This window comes from Kitasatospora sp. NPDC088783 (assembly GCF_044750705.1).
Taxonomy (GTDB): domain Bacteria; phylum Actinomycetota; class Actinomycetes; order Streptomycetales; family Streptomycetaceae; genus Kitasatospora; species Kitasatospora fiedleri.
The window spans coordinates 112680-127416 of record NZ_JBIVKJ010000005.1; the positions used below are offsets into that span (position 1 = coordinate 112680).

At 76.5% G+C, this 14737-nt stretch carries 13 protein-coding genes; 8 read left to right on the forward strand and 5 right to left on the reverse strand.

What is annotated here, in order from left to right; genetic code table 11:
• Window positions 1–123: 123 nt before the first annotated feature.
• Both ACIP60_RS16355 and ACIP60_RS16360 read left to right on the forward strand, forming a co-directional pair.
• A complete protein-coding gene (locus ACIP60_RS16355) occupies window positions 124–1296 on the forward strand; it encodes an NlpC/P60 family protein (protein ID WP_400684462.1) in 1173 nt (390 codons plus the stop codon).
• Between the two features lie 184 nt (window positions 1297–1480).
• Entirely contained in the window at window positions 1481–2416 is a 936-nt protein-coding gene (locus tag ACIP60_RS16360; protein ID WP_400684465.1) for a squalene/phytoene synthase family protein, read from the forward strand.
• Window positions 2417–2420: 4 nt separating this feature from the next.
• Here the strand turns inward: ACIP60_RS16360 and ACIP60_RS16365 are convergent, their stop codons facing one another.
• The gene (locus ACIP60_RS16365) at window positions 2421–3233 is read right to left on the reverse strand and encodes a TetR/AcrR family transcriptional regulator C-terminal domain-containing protein (RefSeq protein WP_400684468.1); all 813 of its coding nucleotides are present in this window, start codon (window positions 3231–3233) and stop codon (window positions 2421–2423) included.
• 42 nt (window positions 3234–3275) lie between these two features.
• Between ACIP60_RS16365 and ACIP60_RS16370 the strand changes: the two genes are divergently transcribed.
• From ACIP60_RS16370 to ACIP60_RS16390, 5 genes are all read left to right on the forward strand, one after another.
• On the forward strand, window positions 3276–4502 hold the full coding sequence (locus ACIP60_RS16370; protein ID WP_400684471.1) for an FAD-dependent oxidoreductase: 1227 nt from the start codon (window positions 3276–3278) through the stop codon (window positions 4500–4502).
• A gap of 256 nt (window positions 4503–4758) precedes the next feature.
• Complete coding sequence (locus tag ACIP60_RS16375) at window positions 4759–6288, forward strand: UDP-N-acetylglucosamine 1-carboxyvinyltransferase (protein ID WP_400684473.1); 1530 nt, start codon at window positions 4759–4761, stop codon at window positions 6286–6288.
• A 314-nt stretch (window positions 6289–6602) separates the two neighbouring features.
• On the forward strand, window positions 6603–7412 hold the full coding sequence (locus ACIP60_RS16380; protein ID WP_400684476.1) for a helix-turn-helix domain-containing protein: 810 nt from the start codon (window positions 6603–6605) through the stop codon (window positions 7410–7412).
• Window positions 7413–7581: 169 nt separating this feature from the next.
• A complete protein-coding gene (locus tag ACIP60_RS16385; RefSeq protein ID WP_400684479.1) occupies window positions 7582–9048 on the forward strand; it encodes an MFS transporter in 1467 nt (488 codons plus the stop codon).
• Window positions 9045–9440 (forward strand): nuclear transport factor 2 family protein, encoded by a 396-nt coding sequence (locus ACIP60_RS16390; protein ID WP_400684482.1) that lies wholly within the window; start codon window positions 9045–9047, stop codon window positions 9438–9440. The genes ACIP60_RS16385 and ACIP60_RS16390 overlap by 4 nt, the downstream gene beginning before the upstream one ends.
• Before the next feature lie 174 nt (window positions 9441–9614).
• On the opposite strand, the gene ACIP60_RS16395 is transcribed toward ACIP60_RS16390, so the two are convergent.
• The 4 genes from ACIP60_RS16395 to ACIP60_RS16410 all read right to left on the reverse strand — a co-directional run bounded on the left by ACIP60_RS16395 (window position 9615) and on the right by ACIP60_RS16410 (window position 13555).
• On the reverse strand, window positions 9615–10466 hold the full coding sequence (locus ACIP60_RS16395) for a DUF1684 domain-containing protein (protein WP_400684485.1): 852 nt from the start codon (window positions 10464–10466) through the stop codon (window positions 9615–9617).
• Window positions 10463–11851: an NtaA/DmoA family FMN-dependent monooxygenase gene (locus tag ACIP60_RS16400; protein ID WP_400684488.1), complete on the reverse strand. Its 1389-nt coding sequence runs from the start codon at window positions 11849–11851 to the stop codon at window positions 10463–10465. The genes ACIP60_RS16395 and ACIP60_RS16400 overlap by 4 nt, the downstream gene beginning before the upstream one ends.
• Before the next feature lie 22 nt (window positions 11852–11873).
• Complete coding sequence (locus ACIP60_RS16405; RefSeq protein ID WP_400684491.1) at window positions 11874–13223, reverse strand: LLM class flavin-dependent oxidoreductase; 1350 nt, start codon at window positions 13221–13223, stop codon at window positions 11874–11876.
• Between the two features lie 143 nt (window positions 13224–13366).
• Window positions 13367–13555, reverse strand: a complete 189-nt coding sequence (locus ACIP60_RS16410) for a hypothetical protein (RefSeq protein WP_400684494.1) — start codon at window positions 13553–13555, stop codon at window positions 13367–13369.
• A 363-nt stretch (window positions 13556–13918) separates the two neighbouring features.
• On the opposite strand from ACIP60_RS16410, the gene ACIP60_RS16415 reads away from it, so the two are divergent.
• Window positions 13919–14734, forward strand: a complete 816-nt coding sequence (locus ACIP60_RS16415; protein ID WP_400684497.1) for a GNAT family N-acetyltransferase — start codon at window positions 13919–13921, stop codon at window positions 14732–14734.
• Window positions 14735–14737 lie beyond the last annotated feature (3 nt).

The following is a 14737-nucleotide window of genomic DNA, read 5'->3' on the forward strand; positions in this document are numbered from 1 at the left end:
CGGGTGGGGCTGGGCCGCGCGGGTGAGCGTGCCCGGCCCCGGGTGCGAGATCCCCGGGGCGGGCGGGGCCGGGTGCCAGAGTGACCGTGGTTCCGATCATCAGACCGAGGACGGTGGACACCGGTGTCCCGTGCCACACCCCGATCCTGGCGGGCCGCGGCCCTGCTGCTGGCAGCGCTCCTGTTCGTCCCGGCGGTCCCGGCCGCCGCCGACCCCGCACCCCCACCGCCCGGCGCCGACCAGGCCGGAGCGGCCACCGGGGCGGACCGGCCGCTCGACCGGCTGGCCGCGGACGTCGCCGAGGCCCGGCACGCCGCCGAGGCCGCCGAACAGCAGTACACCGCCGCCGCCGGGGAGTTGGCGCAGCGCCGGAAGGACTCGGCGGACGCCGCCCGGCAGGCCGACCGGCAGCGCGGACGGCTCACCGAGGCCGAGACGGAGGCCGCCCGGCTGGTCGCCGAGCAGTACCGCAGCGGCGGACTCGGCTCGCTGGCCCGGCTGTTCCTCGCCGACCGGCCCGAGGACTTCCTCGACCGGCAGCAGCGCGCCGCGTCCGACACCCGCAGCGCCGCGGCCGTGCTGCGCGACCTGCGCGAGGCCCGCAACCGGATGGTGCTGCTCTCCGAACAGGCCGCGCAGGCCGAGCAGTCGGCGTCCGCCGCCGCCGACCGGGCCCAACGGGCCCTGGACCAGGCCCGGCAGGGCGCCGCCCGCACCGAACAGCTGCTGGCCGCCGCCACCGCCGAGCAACTCGGCCTGCTGGAACAGCGCGAGAACGCCCTCGCCGCCGACGCGGACCGCCAACTCCTCACCGCGGGCCCCGGCGGCGGGGCGTCCGCGGCCGGACGCCGGGCCGTCGAGTTCGCCCTCGCCCAGCGCGGCAAGCCCTACCTGTGGGGCGGCGCGGGCCCCGACGCGTTCGACTGCTCCGGCCTCACCTCGCAGGCCTGGCAGGCCGCCGGCGTCCCGATCCCGCGCACCAGCCAGCAGCAGTGGGCCGCCCTGCGCCACATCGCCCTGCGCGACCTGCGCCCCGGCGACCTGGTCGTCTACCACGGCGACGCCGGCCACGTCGCGCTCTACCTGGGCGCCGGAGCCGTCGTCCACGCCCCGCACACCGGCACCGTGGTCAAACTCGCCCCCGTCACCATGCTCCCGATCCTGGGCGCCGTCCGCCCCGACCCGGGCACCCCGGCCGAACCCGCACCCCCGGCCGAACCCGCACCCCCGGCCCCGCCCGCCGCGCCCGGGCCGCCCACCGCGGCCCCGCCCGCCGAGGCCGCGCCGCCCTCCTGACGGCAGATCGACGAGGACCCCTCCGACGTGCCCGGCCCGACGGCACCGGGCCCTGCCGGACGCCGGCCCGACGCCCCGCGAGGAGACCGCGCTCCGGCTGGGGCCGCCCCACCGTCCGGTGGGACGGCCGGGGTTGGCAGGATGGCAGGTCAGGGGCGGGCGGTGCGAGTGGAGGGTGGGACGGGTGGGCGGCTGGGAGCGGGCACTGGACGCGGCGGGGGTGCGGGAGCCCGCGCTGCGGGCGGCGTACGGGCGGGAGCGCGAGCAGGTGGTGGCGTACAAGCGGGAGGTGGCGCTGGCCGCCGGGCTGCTGCTGCCGCCCGGGACGCTGCCGCACGTGATCGTCGCGACCGCGTTCATGCACCGCACCGACGACCTGCTGGACAGCGGGCCGCCCGCCACCCGCCGGGCCGCGTCCACCCGCTGGCGCGAGGAGGTCACCGCGGCGCTCGACACCGGCCGCACCGACCGGCCGGAGCTGCGGCCGCTGCTCGACAGCGCCGAGGCCCGGCCCGTGCTGCGCGCACGGGTGCGGGACTTCCTCGCCGCCGCGGACGCCGACCTCGACTTCGCGGGCTTCGCCACCGAGGCCGACTACCAGTCCTACCTGGACGGGTACTCGCTGCCCGGCTTCATGGTCGTCGCCGCGCTGCTCGGCCCGGACGGCGACCAGACCGCCTACCGCGCCGCCTGCCGGACGTTCATCGACTCCAGCCAGCGGCTCGACTTCGTCAACGACCTCGCCGAGGACCTCGCCGACGGCCGCCTCACCCTCCCGCGGCAGACCCTGGCCGAGTACGGCGTCACCCGCGCCGACCTGACGGGCGGCGCCGCGACCGGGCCGGTCCGGGCCCTGCTCGGTGCGCTGCTGGACCGGGCCGACCGCGACCGCGCCGCGAGCGGTGCGCTCGTCGACCTGGTGCCGCCCGCCCACCGGCCGATGGTCCGCTGCCTCGTCGGCGTCGAGCAGCTCACCGCCACCGCGGCCCGGGCCGACCTCGACGCCCTGCTGCGCCGCTCCGCGAGCCCCGCCAAGCCCGCCCTGCTGCGGCTGCTGGCCCGCGAGCACCTGCGGGCCCGCCGGGTGCGCCGGACCCGCCGGGTGCGCGGAGGGCGTTGAGAGGTCAGGCGGTGGCCGTCGGCGGGTGGGCGGCGGCGATGCCGGCCAGGACCAGGTCGAGGCCGGAGCGGAACTGCTCGCGGTCGTCGTGCTCGCGCAGCTGGTCGGCGACGGTGCGGGTGAAGGAGTAGGCGGCGGGGTCGAGGCCCTGCCAGGCGTTGGCGGCGTCGGCGAGCACCCGGGGGCGGTCGACGCCGGGGTCGAGGGCGTGGGCGGCGGCGGTGTTGGCGGCGTTCAGCGCGGTGGCGCCGAGGATGTAGTGCATCAGGGCCGAGGCGGCGGTGAACCAGCCCTCGACGGGCACGCCCATCGCCCGGACGTGGCGGCCCAGCGCCTCGAAGATCCGCGGGCCGACGGTGCCGCCAGGCCGCCCGGCCAGCTGGGCGGCGATCTGGGCGGAGAGCCAGGGGTGCGCCTCGGCGGCCTCGAACAGGCGCAGCGCGACGGCGTGGACGCCCTCCCGCGGCCGGTCGGCGTCGGGGCCGTCCGGAGCAGCCGGGCCGTCGGGGGCGGCCGGGCCGTCCGCGACGTCCGGTGCGGCGGGGCCGTCGGGGGTGGCCGGGTCGTCCGGGGCGAGCGGGAGGGCGCGGGCCACCACCGCCTCCGTCGCGGCGGCCAGCAGTTCGTCCTTGTTGGCGACGTGCCAGTAGATCGCGCCCGCGCCGGTGACCAGCCGCTCGGTCAGCACGCGGAAGGTCAGCCCGCCCTCGCCCGCCGCGTCCAGCACCTCGACGGCGGTCTCCACGATGCGCTCGCGGGAGAGCGCGTCGCTGCGGCGGGCGGTACGGCGGGGGGAGCGCGGGGTCGGGCTGGGCATGGGTCGAGTTTGACATATCTGGAACGACGTTCCAACAATGGAATGGCGTTCCAGTCCATTCGACCCCGCCGGGAGGCAGCCGTGAACACCCCCGCCCACACCCCCGTCACCATCGTCGGAGCCGGCCTCGGCGGCCTGCTGCTGGCCCGCGTCCTGCACGTCCACGGCATCCCCGCCGAGGTGTACGAGGCCGAGACCTCGCCCACCGCCCGGGCCCAGGGCGGCATGCTCGACATCCACCCCGACAACGGCCAACCCGCCCTCGCCGCAGCCGGGTTGACCGAGCAGTTCCGCGCCCTCGTACTGCCCGGACGGGAGGCCGCCCGGGCCCTGACCCCCGACGGCGGCGTGCTGCTCGACCAGCCCGACGACGGCACCGGCCAGCGCCCCGAGGTCCAGCGCGGCGACCTGCGCGACCTGCTGCTCTCCGCGCTGCCCGCCGGCACCGTGCACTGGGACCGCAAGGTCGTGGACGTCCGGGCGCTCGGCGGCGGCCGCCACCGGGTGGAGTTCGCCGACGGCGGCGCCGTCACCACCGACCTGTTGGTCGGCGCGGACGGCGCCTGGTCGAAGGTCCGCCCGCTGCTCTCCGACGCCCGGCCCGCCTACACCGGGACGTCCTTCGTCGAGACCTACCTGCACGACGCCGACACCGCCCACCCCGCCACCGCCCGGGCCGTCGGCGGCGGCGCGATGTTCGCACTCGTCCCCGGCCAGGGCATCCAGGCCCACCGCGAGGCCGGCGGCGTCCTGCACACCTACGTGGCGCTGCGCCGTCCGCTGGAGTGGTTCGCCGCCGTCGACTTCACCGACCCGGCCGCCGCCAGCGCCCGGATCGCCGCCGAGTTCCCCGGCTGGGCGCCCGAACTCACCGCCCTGATCACCGAGGGCGCCACCCCGCCCGTGCTGCGCCCGCTGCACACCCTGCCCGCCGACCACCGCTGGGAGCGCGTCCCCGGCGTCACCCTGATCGGCGACGCCGCGCACCTGATGATCCCGTCCGGCGAGGGCGCCAACCTCGCCATGTACGACGCCGCCCGGCTCGGGCAGCTGCTCGCCGCGCACCCCGGCGACCCCGAGACGGCGCTCGCCGCGCACGAGGCGGAGATGTTCGCGCGCAGCGCCGCCGAGGCCGCCGACGCCGCCGTCCTGCACGAGCTGATGCTCGGTCCGACCTCCCCGCACGGCCTGATCGCCATGTTCACGGGCGCGGGTGAGGGCGAGAGCGCAGACGCGGACGCGGACGCGGGGGAGTCGGCGGGAGTCTGAGGGGCGGGCGTCCGACTCGGGGCCGGTGCGGGCATGGCCGTCCGGGAAACGGGCAGGCGGTGAGCGGCGGACGGTTCGGCGTGCCGGATCAGGTCGACCGGCACGCCGTCCCAACCGCCGCCGTCGGCACGGGAGTCCGAGCCGTGCCGTCGGGTCGGCCCGGTCTCGCCGGGCGGTTCGGCGGACGGTTCGGCGGCTGACCCGGGGTCAGGCGGCCGAGATGCGAAATATCGCACAGGTGAGATATGTTCGCGCAGTGACCGAAGACTACCTCTCCCGCATCGGCAAGCTCGTCCGCGCCGCCCGTACCCACAAGGGCTGGACGCAGACCCAACTGGCCGCGGCCCTCGGCACCACCCAGAGCGCGGTGGCCCGGATCGAATCGGGCGGCCAGAACATCGGCCTGGACCTGGTCGCCCGGATCGGCGAGGCGCTCGACAGCGAGATCGTCTCGCTCGGCGTGGCCGGCCCGATGAACCTCCGGGTGGTCGGCGGACGCCGCCTCTCCGGCAGCATCGAGGTCCGCACCAGCAAGAACGCCTGCGTCGCCCTCCTCGCCGGCTCCCTGCTGACCACCGGCCGCACCACCCTGCGCCGCGCCGCCCGGATCGAGGAGGTCTACCGCCTGCTGGAGGTCCTCGCCAGCATCGGCGTGCGCCACCGGTGGATCAACGACGGCCTCGACCTGGAGATCACCCCGCCCGCCGAACTCGACCTCTCCGGCATGGACGAGGAGGCCGCCCGGCGCACCCGCAGCATCCTGATGTTCCTCGGCCCGCTGCTGCACCGCGCCGACCGCTTCGAGATCCCCTACGCGGGCGGCTGCGACCTCGGCACCCGCACCGTCCAGCCGCACCTGTCGGCGCTGCGCCAGTTCGGACTGCACGTCAACGCCACCACCGGCAGCTACCGGGCCAGTGTCGACCGCGGCGTCTCCCCGCAGCGCCCCATCGTGCTCACCGAACGCGGCGACACCGTCACCGAGAACGTGCTGCTGGCCGCCGCCCGCCACCCCGGCACCACCGTCATCCGCAACGCCAGCGCCAACTACATGGTCCAGGACCTGTGCTTCTTCCTGGAACTGCTCGGCGTCGAGGTCGAGGGCATCGGCACCACCACGCTCACCGTGCACGGCAAGGCCGTCATCGACGCCGACGTCGACTACGCCCCCTCCGAGGACCCGGTGGAGGCGATGAGCCTGCTCACCGCCGCCGTCGTCACCGACTCCGAACTGACCATCCGCCGGGTGCCGATCGAGTTCATCGAGATCGAACTCGCCGTCCTCGACGAGATGGGCCTGGAGTGCGAGCGCGGCCCCGAGTACCCGGCCGCCAACGGCCGCACCCGGCTCACCGACCTGACCGTGCGCCCCTCCAAGCTGGTCGCGCCGATCGACAAGATCCACCCGATGCCGTTCCCCGGCATCAACATCGACAACCTGCCGTTCTTCGCCGCGATCGCCGCCTGCGCGCACGGCTCCACCCTGGTCCACGACTGGGTGTACGAGAACCGCTCGGTCTACCTCACCGAACTCGGCCGGGTCGGCGCCAGCGTCCAACTCATGGACCCGCACCGGGTCCTGGTCGAGGGCCCCACCCGCTGGCGCGCCGCCGAGATGATGTGCCCGCCCGCGCTCCGCCCCGCGATGGTCCTGCTGCTCGCCATGCTGGCCGCCGAGGGCACGTCCATCCTGCGCAACGTCTACGTGATCAACCGCGGCTACGAGGACCTGGCCGCCCGCCTCAACTCGGTCGGCGCGCAGATCGAGGTCTTCCGCGACATCTGACGCCGCGTCCGGCACCGTGTCCGACGCCGAGCCCGGGGCCGGACCGGCCGCCGCGTCCGGCCTCCGTACCCGGCCCCGCCCCGGCGGGATATCGCACCAGTGCGGTAGCGGTTCCTTCACGGCGGGGTCGGGGCGGAGGTCCAGCGGGCGTACCGCCGGGTCTCCGACCACCGGGGCGCCCCGGAACGCGCGCTGCGGTGAGCGGGGCCGCCCGCCGCGCCGGGGCGCTGGACGGCGTGCGGGACGGCGTGCGGGACGGGCCCGGTGGCCCGGGGGCGTGACGTAGATTGGGGGCGGACGAAGGGGGAGCTCCGATGGCGGTGCGCACGGAGGAACCGGCCCGGGTGGGGCCGCTGCTGGCGCAGTGGCGGCGGCGCAGGCGGGTCAGCCAGCTGGAACTGGCCAACCTGGCGGGCGTCTCGGCGCGGCACGTCGGCTTCGTGGAGACCGGACGCGCGCAGCCCAGCCGCGAGATGGTGCTGCGGCTGGCCGAGCACCTGGAGGTGCCGCTGCGGGAGCGCAACGCGCTGCTGATGGCGGCCGGGTACGCGCCCGTGTTCCGGGAGAAGCCGCTCGACGACCCGGCGATGCGGCCGGTCCTGGAGGCGGTGCGGCGGGTGCTGCGCGGCCACCACCCCTACCCGGCCCTGGCGGTCGACGGCCGGTGGGACATCGTCGCCTCCAACGCCGCGTTCGACCTGTTCACCGAGGGCGTCGCCGCCCATCTGCTGGAACCGCCGGTGAACGCCCTGCGGCTGGTCCTGCACCCCGACGGGATGGCCCCCCGGATGGTCAACCTCGGCCAGTGGCGCGGCAAACTGCTCACCCGGCTCGCCCGCTGCGCGGCGCTCGACGAACGGCTCCGCCCGCTGTACGAGGAACTCCAGGGCTACCCGTGCGACCAGCCGGTGCCCGAGGTCGACGTCCCCGGCCCGGACGACATCATGGTCCCGCTCGAACTGCGCTGCGGCGACCGGGTGCTGACCTTCATCGCCACCCTCGCCACCTTCGGCACCGCCCGGGACGTGACCATCTCCGAACTGCTCATCGAGAGCTTCTTCCCGGCCGACGACCGCACCGCCGCCCACCTGAACGCCCTCACCGGCCCGCCCCCCTCCTCCTGAACTCCCGGCCGGGGGCACCTACCCGGGGGCACCTACCTGGCGGGTAGTTGAGGCGCCCGGCGGCCCCGGGGAGAGTGGATCGCGTACCGCGCCCCGCACCCGCCGCCCCGGCGGGGCGGAGCGGCGCGGGCCTCCCACTTCCCCGCAAGCCGCAGGAGCCTGTCCTCCCATGACCGACAGCACCACCGTGCCCGCCGCTCCCGTCCCCGCTCCCGTCCCCGCCCAGGCCGCCGCGCCACCGGGCGCGCCGCACCCCGCCACGCTGCCGATCGTCCTGGTCGGCGTGTTCCTCTCCGGGCTCGACTTCTTCATCGTCAACGTCGCCGTCCCCGCCATCCGGCTCGACCTGCACGCCACCGACGCCCAGATCCAACTCGTCGTCGCCGCCTACGCGCTGGCCTACGGCGTCGGCCTGATCACCGGCGGCCGACTGGGCGACCTGTACGGGCGCCGCCGCGTCCTCGCGCTGGGCATGACCCTGTTCACCGCCGCCTCCGCCGCCGCCGGCGCCGCCCCCACCGCCGAGCTGCTGATCGCCGGACGGGTGCTCCAGGGCGCCGCCGCCGCCCTGATGGCCCCCCAGGTGATCGGCATCATCACCACCTCCTACCAGGGCCAGGCCCGCACCAGGGCGCTGAGCTGGTACGCCGCCGCGGCCGGGATCGCCGCCGTGTTCGGCCAGTTGATCGGCGGCGTGCTGATCCGCACCGACGTGCTGGGCCTGGGCTGGCGGGCCTGCTTCCTGGTCAACCTGCCGATCGGCCTGGCCGCCGCCGTCGCCGCGGCCCGGCTGCTCCCGGAGTCCAAGGCTCCCGGCCGGTCGCGCCCGGACCTGCTCGGGCTGCTGCTGGCGACCGCCGCGCTGACCGCCGTCTGCCTGCCGCTGATCGAGGGCCGGGAACGCGGCTGGCCGCTGTGGACCTGGCTGCTGCTGGCCGCCGGACCGCCGCTGCTCGCCGCGTTCGCCCTCCAGCAGCGCCGACTGGCCCGGACCGGCGGCTCGCCCTCGCTCGACCTCTCCCTGTTCCGGGAGCGCGCCTTCACGGCCGGCCTGGCCGCCCAGCTGATCTTCTGGGCGTCGATGGCCTCGTACTTCCTGGTGTTCGCGCTCTACCTCCAGCAGGGCCGCCACCTGGCGCCGATCTCCTCCGGCCTGGTGTTCAGCGTGCTCGGCGTCGGCTACGTGGCCGCCTCCGCCACCGCCCGGCACCTGGCCGCCCGGATCGGCCGGCACGCCATCACGGCGGGCTGCGTGCTGCGCGCCGCCGGGCTGCTGCTGGAGCTGTGGGCCGTCGCCGACACCACGACCAGCCTGTGGTGGCTGGTGCCCGGCCTGCTGCTGGACGGCTGCGGCATGGGCCTGTCCTTCGCCCCGCTGACCGCCACCGTGCTGGCCCGCGTCCCGGCCGCGAGCGCGGGCTCGGCCGGCGGTGTGCTGACCACCGGCCTCCAGGTCGGCAACGCCCTCGGCGTCGCCCTGATCGGCCTGGTCTTCTACCGCGTCCTGGCCGACACCCCCGGCCCCGACGCCGTCCCCGCCGCGTTCCGCGCCTGCCTGCTGTACGTGCTGGCCGCCACCGCGCTGCTCGCCCTGGTGGTCCAGGCGCTGCCCGGCCGGAAGGCGGCCGAACGGTGACCGCCCCGGCGCAGGGGGCGGCGGCCGGGCCCGACCCCGAGGAGCTGGCCCGCCGCTACGTGCGGCTGTGGAACGAGCCCGACCCGGACCGGCGGCGCGCCGCCGTGGCGGAGCTGTTCGCGCCCGCGGTCGCGCACCGCACCCCGACGACGGCGGTGGACGGCCGGGCGGCGCTCACCGAGCGGATCGCCCTGGCCCACGCGGCGTGGGTGCGCGACACCGGGCACGCGTTCCGCCTGCTGCCCGGCACGGACGGGCACCACGGGGTGGTCCGGCTGCGCTGGGAGATGGTGCGGGCGGCGAGCGGCGAGTGCGTCTCGGCGGGCACCGACCTCCTCGGACTCGACCCGGCCGGGCTGGTCCTGACCGACCACCAGTTCATCGACCGCTGAGCCCGGCCCGACCGCTGAGCCCGGCCCGACCGCCGGGCCCGGCCCGACCCTGACGGCCCGGGCCCGGACGGACCGCCGGCCCCCGAGGGGAATCCCCTCGGGGGCCGGCGGTCCGCCGCGGCCGGGCGCTTCCGCTCCGCCCGGCCGCGGTGCGTCACCCTCGCCGGTGGCGCGTCACGGCTGCCCGCCGCGCTCCAGCGGGATGCGCTCGCCGGCCTCGACCGCCGCCGGGAGGCGGTTCTCGGCGGGCGGCAGCGGGCAGGTGGCCAGGTCGGTGTAGGCGCACGGCAGGTTGGTGGCCCGGTTGAAGTCGACCGTGACCCGGCCCTGCGCGTCCGGCTCGTCGATGCTCAGCGAGCGGTTGGCGGCGTACGTGGTGACGCCCGAGGTGGCGTCGGTGAACAGCACGTGGAAGCTGCCCGGCCGGAAGCCGTTGAACGCGGTCAGCCGGTGCGTGCCGCCGCCGTCGGGCAGCGTGAACTCGATCTCGCCCGGCGCGTCGTACACGTGCTGCAGGCCCTCCACGGCCGCGCCGACCGTCACCGGGCGCGGCTCCTCGAACGGCAGGTAGCGGCCGGTCAGCGCCCAGCGCGGGTCCGGCGCGTAGGCCGGGGTGCGGGTGAAGGCGCGCAGCAGCGGGTTGTCGGGGTGCCGGGGCCGGACGATGTCGTGGCCGCCGCGCTTGGCGACCTCGATCACCGCCTCGCCCGCCGTCGCGTACCGGCTGGCCCGCTCCGGCAGGACGCCGAAGTCGTACCGGCCGCGCACCGGCTCCCCGTCGAGGAGCAGCTCCTCGCCCTCGTCCAGCTCGACCCGCACCCCGTCCGGGCCGGTCGACCAGGCGCCCGGGGCGTCCGGGAAGCGGGTCGGCTCGGCGTCCAGCCAGTGCAGGCTGGTGACGGCGAGGAAGCCGTGCGGGTCGGCGAGGGCGCGCTGGCTGGCGGCGTGCCACTCCTCCCACTCGCGGGTGAACTCCTCGGTGCCGGCGGGGTCCTGGGCAGTGGTCGGTTCCTGAGTGGTCGTCATATCGCTTCCTCGGCAGTGCGGACGGGGACGGGCGGAAGGTCGAGGTGTTCGCGCAGGGTGCTGCCCTCGTACTCGGTGCGGAAGACGCCGCGCTCCTGGAGCAGCGGCACCACGGTGTCGGCGAACTCGTCCAGGCCGCCGGGCGTCAGGTGGGGGGCCAGGATGAAGCCGTCGCTGGCGTCGGACTGGACGAAGCGGTTCATCTCCTCGGCGATCCGGGCCGGGGTGCCGACGAAGGACTGGCGGGCGGACACCTCGATCACCAGGTCCCGGACGGACAGCTTCTTCGCCGCGGCCAGCTCCCGCCACTCGCGGGCCACCGCCAGCGGGTCCCGGCCGGTCCGGACCGAGGCCCGGCCCCGGGACACCGTGTGCTCGCCGACCAGCGGGTCGACCTCCGGCAGCGGCCCCTCCGGGTCGTGGTCCGACAGGTCCCGGTTCCACACCTGCTCCAGCAGCCGGATCGCGGTCTGCCCGCTGACCTGCTGGCGGCGCACCAGCGCGGCCTTCTCGCGGGCCTCCGCGTCGGTGGCGCCCAGCACGAAGGTCACCGCGGGCAGGATCTTCAGCGCGTCCGCCGACCGCCCGTGCCGGGCCAGCCGGCCCTTCACGTCCGTGTAGAACGCCTGCCCGGCCTCCAGGGTGCCGTGCCGGGAGAAGATCGCGTCCGCCGAGGCGGCGGCGAACTCGCGGCCCTGCTCGGAGTCGCCGGCCTGGAAGATCACCGGACGGCCCTGCGGCGCGCGCGGCACGTCGAACCGGCCCGCGATGTCGAACTCGCTGCTGCGGTAGGCGAACCTGCCCGCCTCCGGATCGCCCAGGAACACCCCGGACGCCGGATCGGCCACCACCTCGTCCCCGCGCCAGGAGTCGAACAGCCGCCAGGACGCCTCCAGGAACTGCCGGGCCCGGGCGTACCGGTCCTCCTCGCGCAGGAAGCCGCCGCGCCGGAAGTTCTCGCCGGTGAACGCGTCCCAGGAGGTCACCACGTTCCACGCCGAGCGGCCCGCCGAGAGGTGGTCCAGGGTGGCGAACTGCCGGGCCACCTCGTACGGTTCGTTGAACGTCGAGTTGATCGTCCCGGCCAGGCCGAGCCGGTCGGTGACCGCGGCCAGCGCCGCCAGCACGGTGAAGGTGTCCGGCCGGCCCACCACGTCCAGGTCGTAGATCAGCCCGTTCTGCTCGCGCAGCCGCAGGCCCTCGGCCAGGAACAGGAAGTCGAACTTGGCGCGCTCGGCGGTCCGCGCCAGGTGCGCGAAGGAGCTGAACGCGATCTGGCTGCCCGCCGCCGGGTCGCTCCACACCGTGGTGTTGTTCACGCCCGGGAAGTGCGCCGCCAGGTGGATCCGCTTGAGCGGCTTGCCGCTGCTGCTCTGGTTGCTCATGTCTGCTGCGTTCCTTCGGAGTTCAGGCGCTGACGGCGGTGGCGTCGGCCGTGGCGGCAGCCGTGGGGCCGGTCTCGGTGGACGCGGTGGACGCGGGGTCGGTACCGGCGGTCTCGGCGGGTGCGGCGGCGTAGCGGTTGGCGGGGCGCGGCAGGCCCAGCAGCCCGCGCAGGGTGGACGCCTCGTAGGCGGTGCGGAACAGCCCGCGGCGCTGGAGCTCCGGCACCAGGCCGCGGGTGATCCGCTCCAGGTCGTACGGCAGCGCGCCCGGCCGCAGCCGGAAGCCCGTCAGCCCGGCCGTCGCCAACTCCGCGAGCAGGTCGGCCAGTTCGGCGGGCGTCCCGGCGAAGACCCGGGCGTCGCTGGTGTACTCGGCGCCCGCCGCCGCGTCCAGCCGGGCCAGCCGCTCGGCCGCCGCGCCCGGCTCGTCGTCCAGGAACACCACCAGGTCCGCGAAGACGTGCACGGTCTGCGCGGCCCGCCCGGCCTCCCGCTGGGCGGCCCGCACCTCGGCCACGATCGCCCGGGCCTGCTCCGCGTCGTGCGGCGTCACGAACGCCAGGTCGGTGGAGCGGCCCGCCAGCCGGAACGGCTCGCCGCGGTGGGCCAGGGCCGCCACCGGCGGCTGGCCCTGCGGCGGGCGGGGCGTGATGGACGGGCCGCGCACCGAGAACCGGGGCCCCTCGAAGTCGATGTAGTGCAGCTTCTCCCGGTCGATGAACCGGCCGGTCGCCGCGTCCCGGATCTCCGCGTCGTCCTCCCAGCTGTCCCACAGCCGGCGCAGCACCTCCACGTAGTCCTCGGCCTCGCCGAAGGACTCCGCCAGCGCCGCCAGCGCGGCGGGCGAGTCCAGGTCGTCCAGCCGCAGCTCGCGCGGCTCGCGGCGGCCGAAGTGCCCGACCTCGTCGACCCGCCCCGAGACCCTCACCCGCAGCCCGGCCCGGCCCTCGCTCACGAAGTCCAGGGTGGCCACCGCCTTGGAGAGGTGGAACGGCTCGGTGTGCGTCACGATCGCGGTCGGCACCAGCCCGATGTGCCGGGTCAGCGGCGCGATCCGGGCCGCCACCAGCACCGCGTCCAGCCGGCCCCGGACCCGGTCGGTGCGGGCGTCCGGCTCGAACGGGTGCTCCGACTGCAGGCTCAGCCCGTCCTCGATGGTCAGCAGGTCGAGCAGGCCGCGCTCCGCCTCCGCCGCCAGGTCCGCCCAGTACCGGGCGGTGAACAGCTCCTTCGGCCGGGCGTCCGGCTCCCGCCACGCGGCCGGGTGCCAGCCGGCGCCGTCCAGCGCGACGGCCAGGTGCAGCGGGGCGGGCGCGGCGGGGACGGCGGAGGACGCCTCGGGGGAGGGGGATGCTGCTGGCGATGCGGGCATGGCGGGACCGGTTCCTGTTCACGGGAGGGGCTGGCGAACGCGTCGGGGCGGGCACCGAGGGCGCGGCCGGGGTGCGGCTGCGGCGGTGGGGAGAGGGGGCCGGGAGGGGCCGGGGAGAGCGGAGGGCGCGGGGCGGTGCGGGCTCAGCCGACCGGGCCGGCCGGACAGAGCGCGGTGCTCACCCGCAGCAGGTCGACCGGCCGGTCGAGGTACACCTCGCGCTCCAGTGCCCGCACCGCCGTCACCTCCCCGTCCGCGTCCCGCGGCACCGCCCGGGTGCCGCCGTCCTCGCACCGTAACCCCGCACCGGGGCCCGGCACAACGCTGTTCATACAGCGGTAACGAACCGCCGACTCCGGCCCGCCGGGCGGCCGTTGACATCCCGTCCGGGCCCGGCCTAGCTTGACCAGGACGAGGGACGACGACGCGACGGAGCGGCGCGGCCGTGACGCGGTGCCGCCGCGACCACGACCGCGACAGCCGGCGCGGCGGGCGACGAGCGACGACTGCGACAACCGACGAGCGACGAGCGACGGCCGAGCGACGAGGCGACCGGGGGGTGCGGGGTGGTGCGGCCAGCGGAGCGCGCGGTGTACCTCGACCGGCCGGTCGACCTGCTGCGGGTCAGCAGCGCGCTCTGTCCGGCCGACTGAGACCGCGCCGCCCGTCCACCCGTACCAGGAGCCCGCCCCGCCATGAGCCCGCGCACCGCCCTGCCCGCGCCCACCGCCAGTACCGCCACCGCCAGTACCGTCGCCGACACCGCCGGTGCCGCCACCGGCGCAGCCGCCCACGTCCTCGACAACCCCGCCTGGGCCGCCCTCGCCGGGCCGCACGCCCACCTCGCCGAACGCCGCGGCCGGGCCGCCCGCTACCCCGCGGACGTCTCCCCGTTCACCGCGCTCGCCGACCCGGCCGACTCGCTGGCCTGGCAGGACCTCGCCGCGCTGGCCGGACCGCCCGGCAGCACCACCCCCGTCACCGGCGCCGCCGCCGCGCCCGCGGGCTGGGAGGTGCTGGAGTCCGGCCACGGCGTCCAGCTGGTCGCCACCGCGCTGCGCACCGAACCCGCCCCGGAGGCGGTCGAGTTGGGCCCGGCCGACGTCCCCGAGATGCTCGACCTGATCGCCCGCACCCGCCCCGGCCCGTTCCTGCCCCGCACCATCGCCCTCGGCCGCTACCTCGGCCTGCGCCGGGACGGCCGCCTGATCGCGATGGCCGGCGAACGCCTGCACCCGCCCGGCTGGACCGAGATCAGCGCCGTCTGCACCGACCCCGACCACCGCGGCCGCGGCCACGCCACCCGCCTGGTGCGGGCCGTCGCGCACGGCATCGAGCAGCGCGGCGACACCCCGTTCCTGCACGCCGCCGCCGACAACACCCGGGCGATCGCCCTGTACGAGTCGCTGGGCTTCACGCTGCGCCGCCACACCGCGTTCCTGCGGGTCCGCACCCCCCTGGACGCCGGCCCGGCCGTCCCCGCGGGCACCACCTCGAACCGGGAGAACTGACGC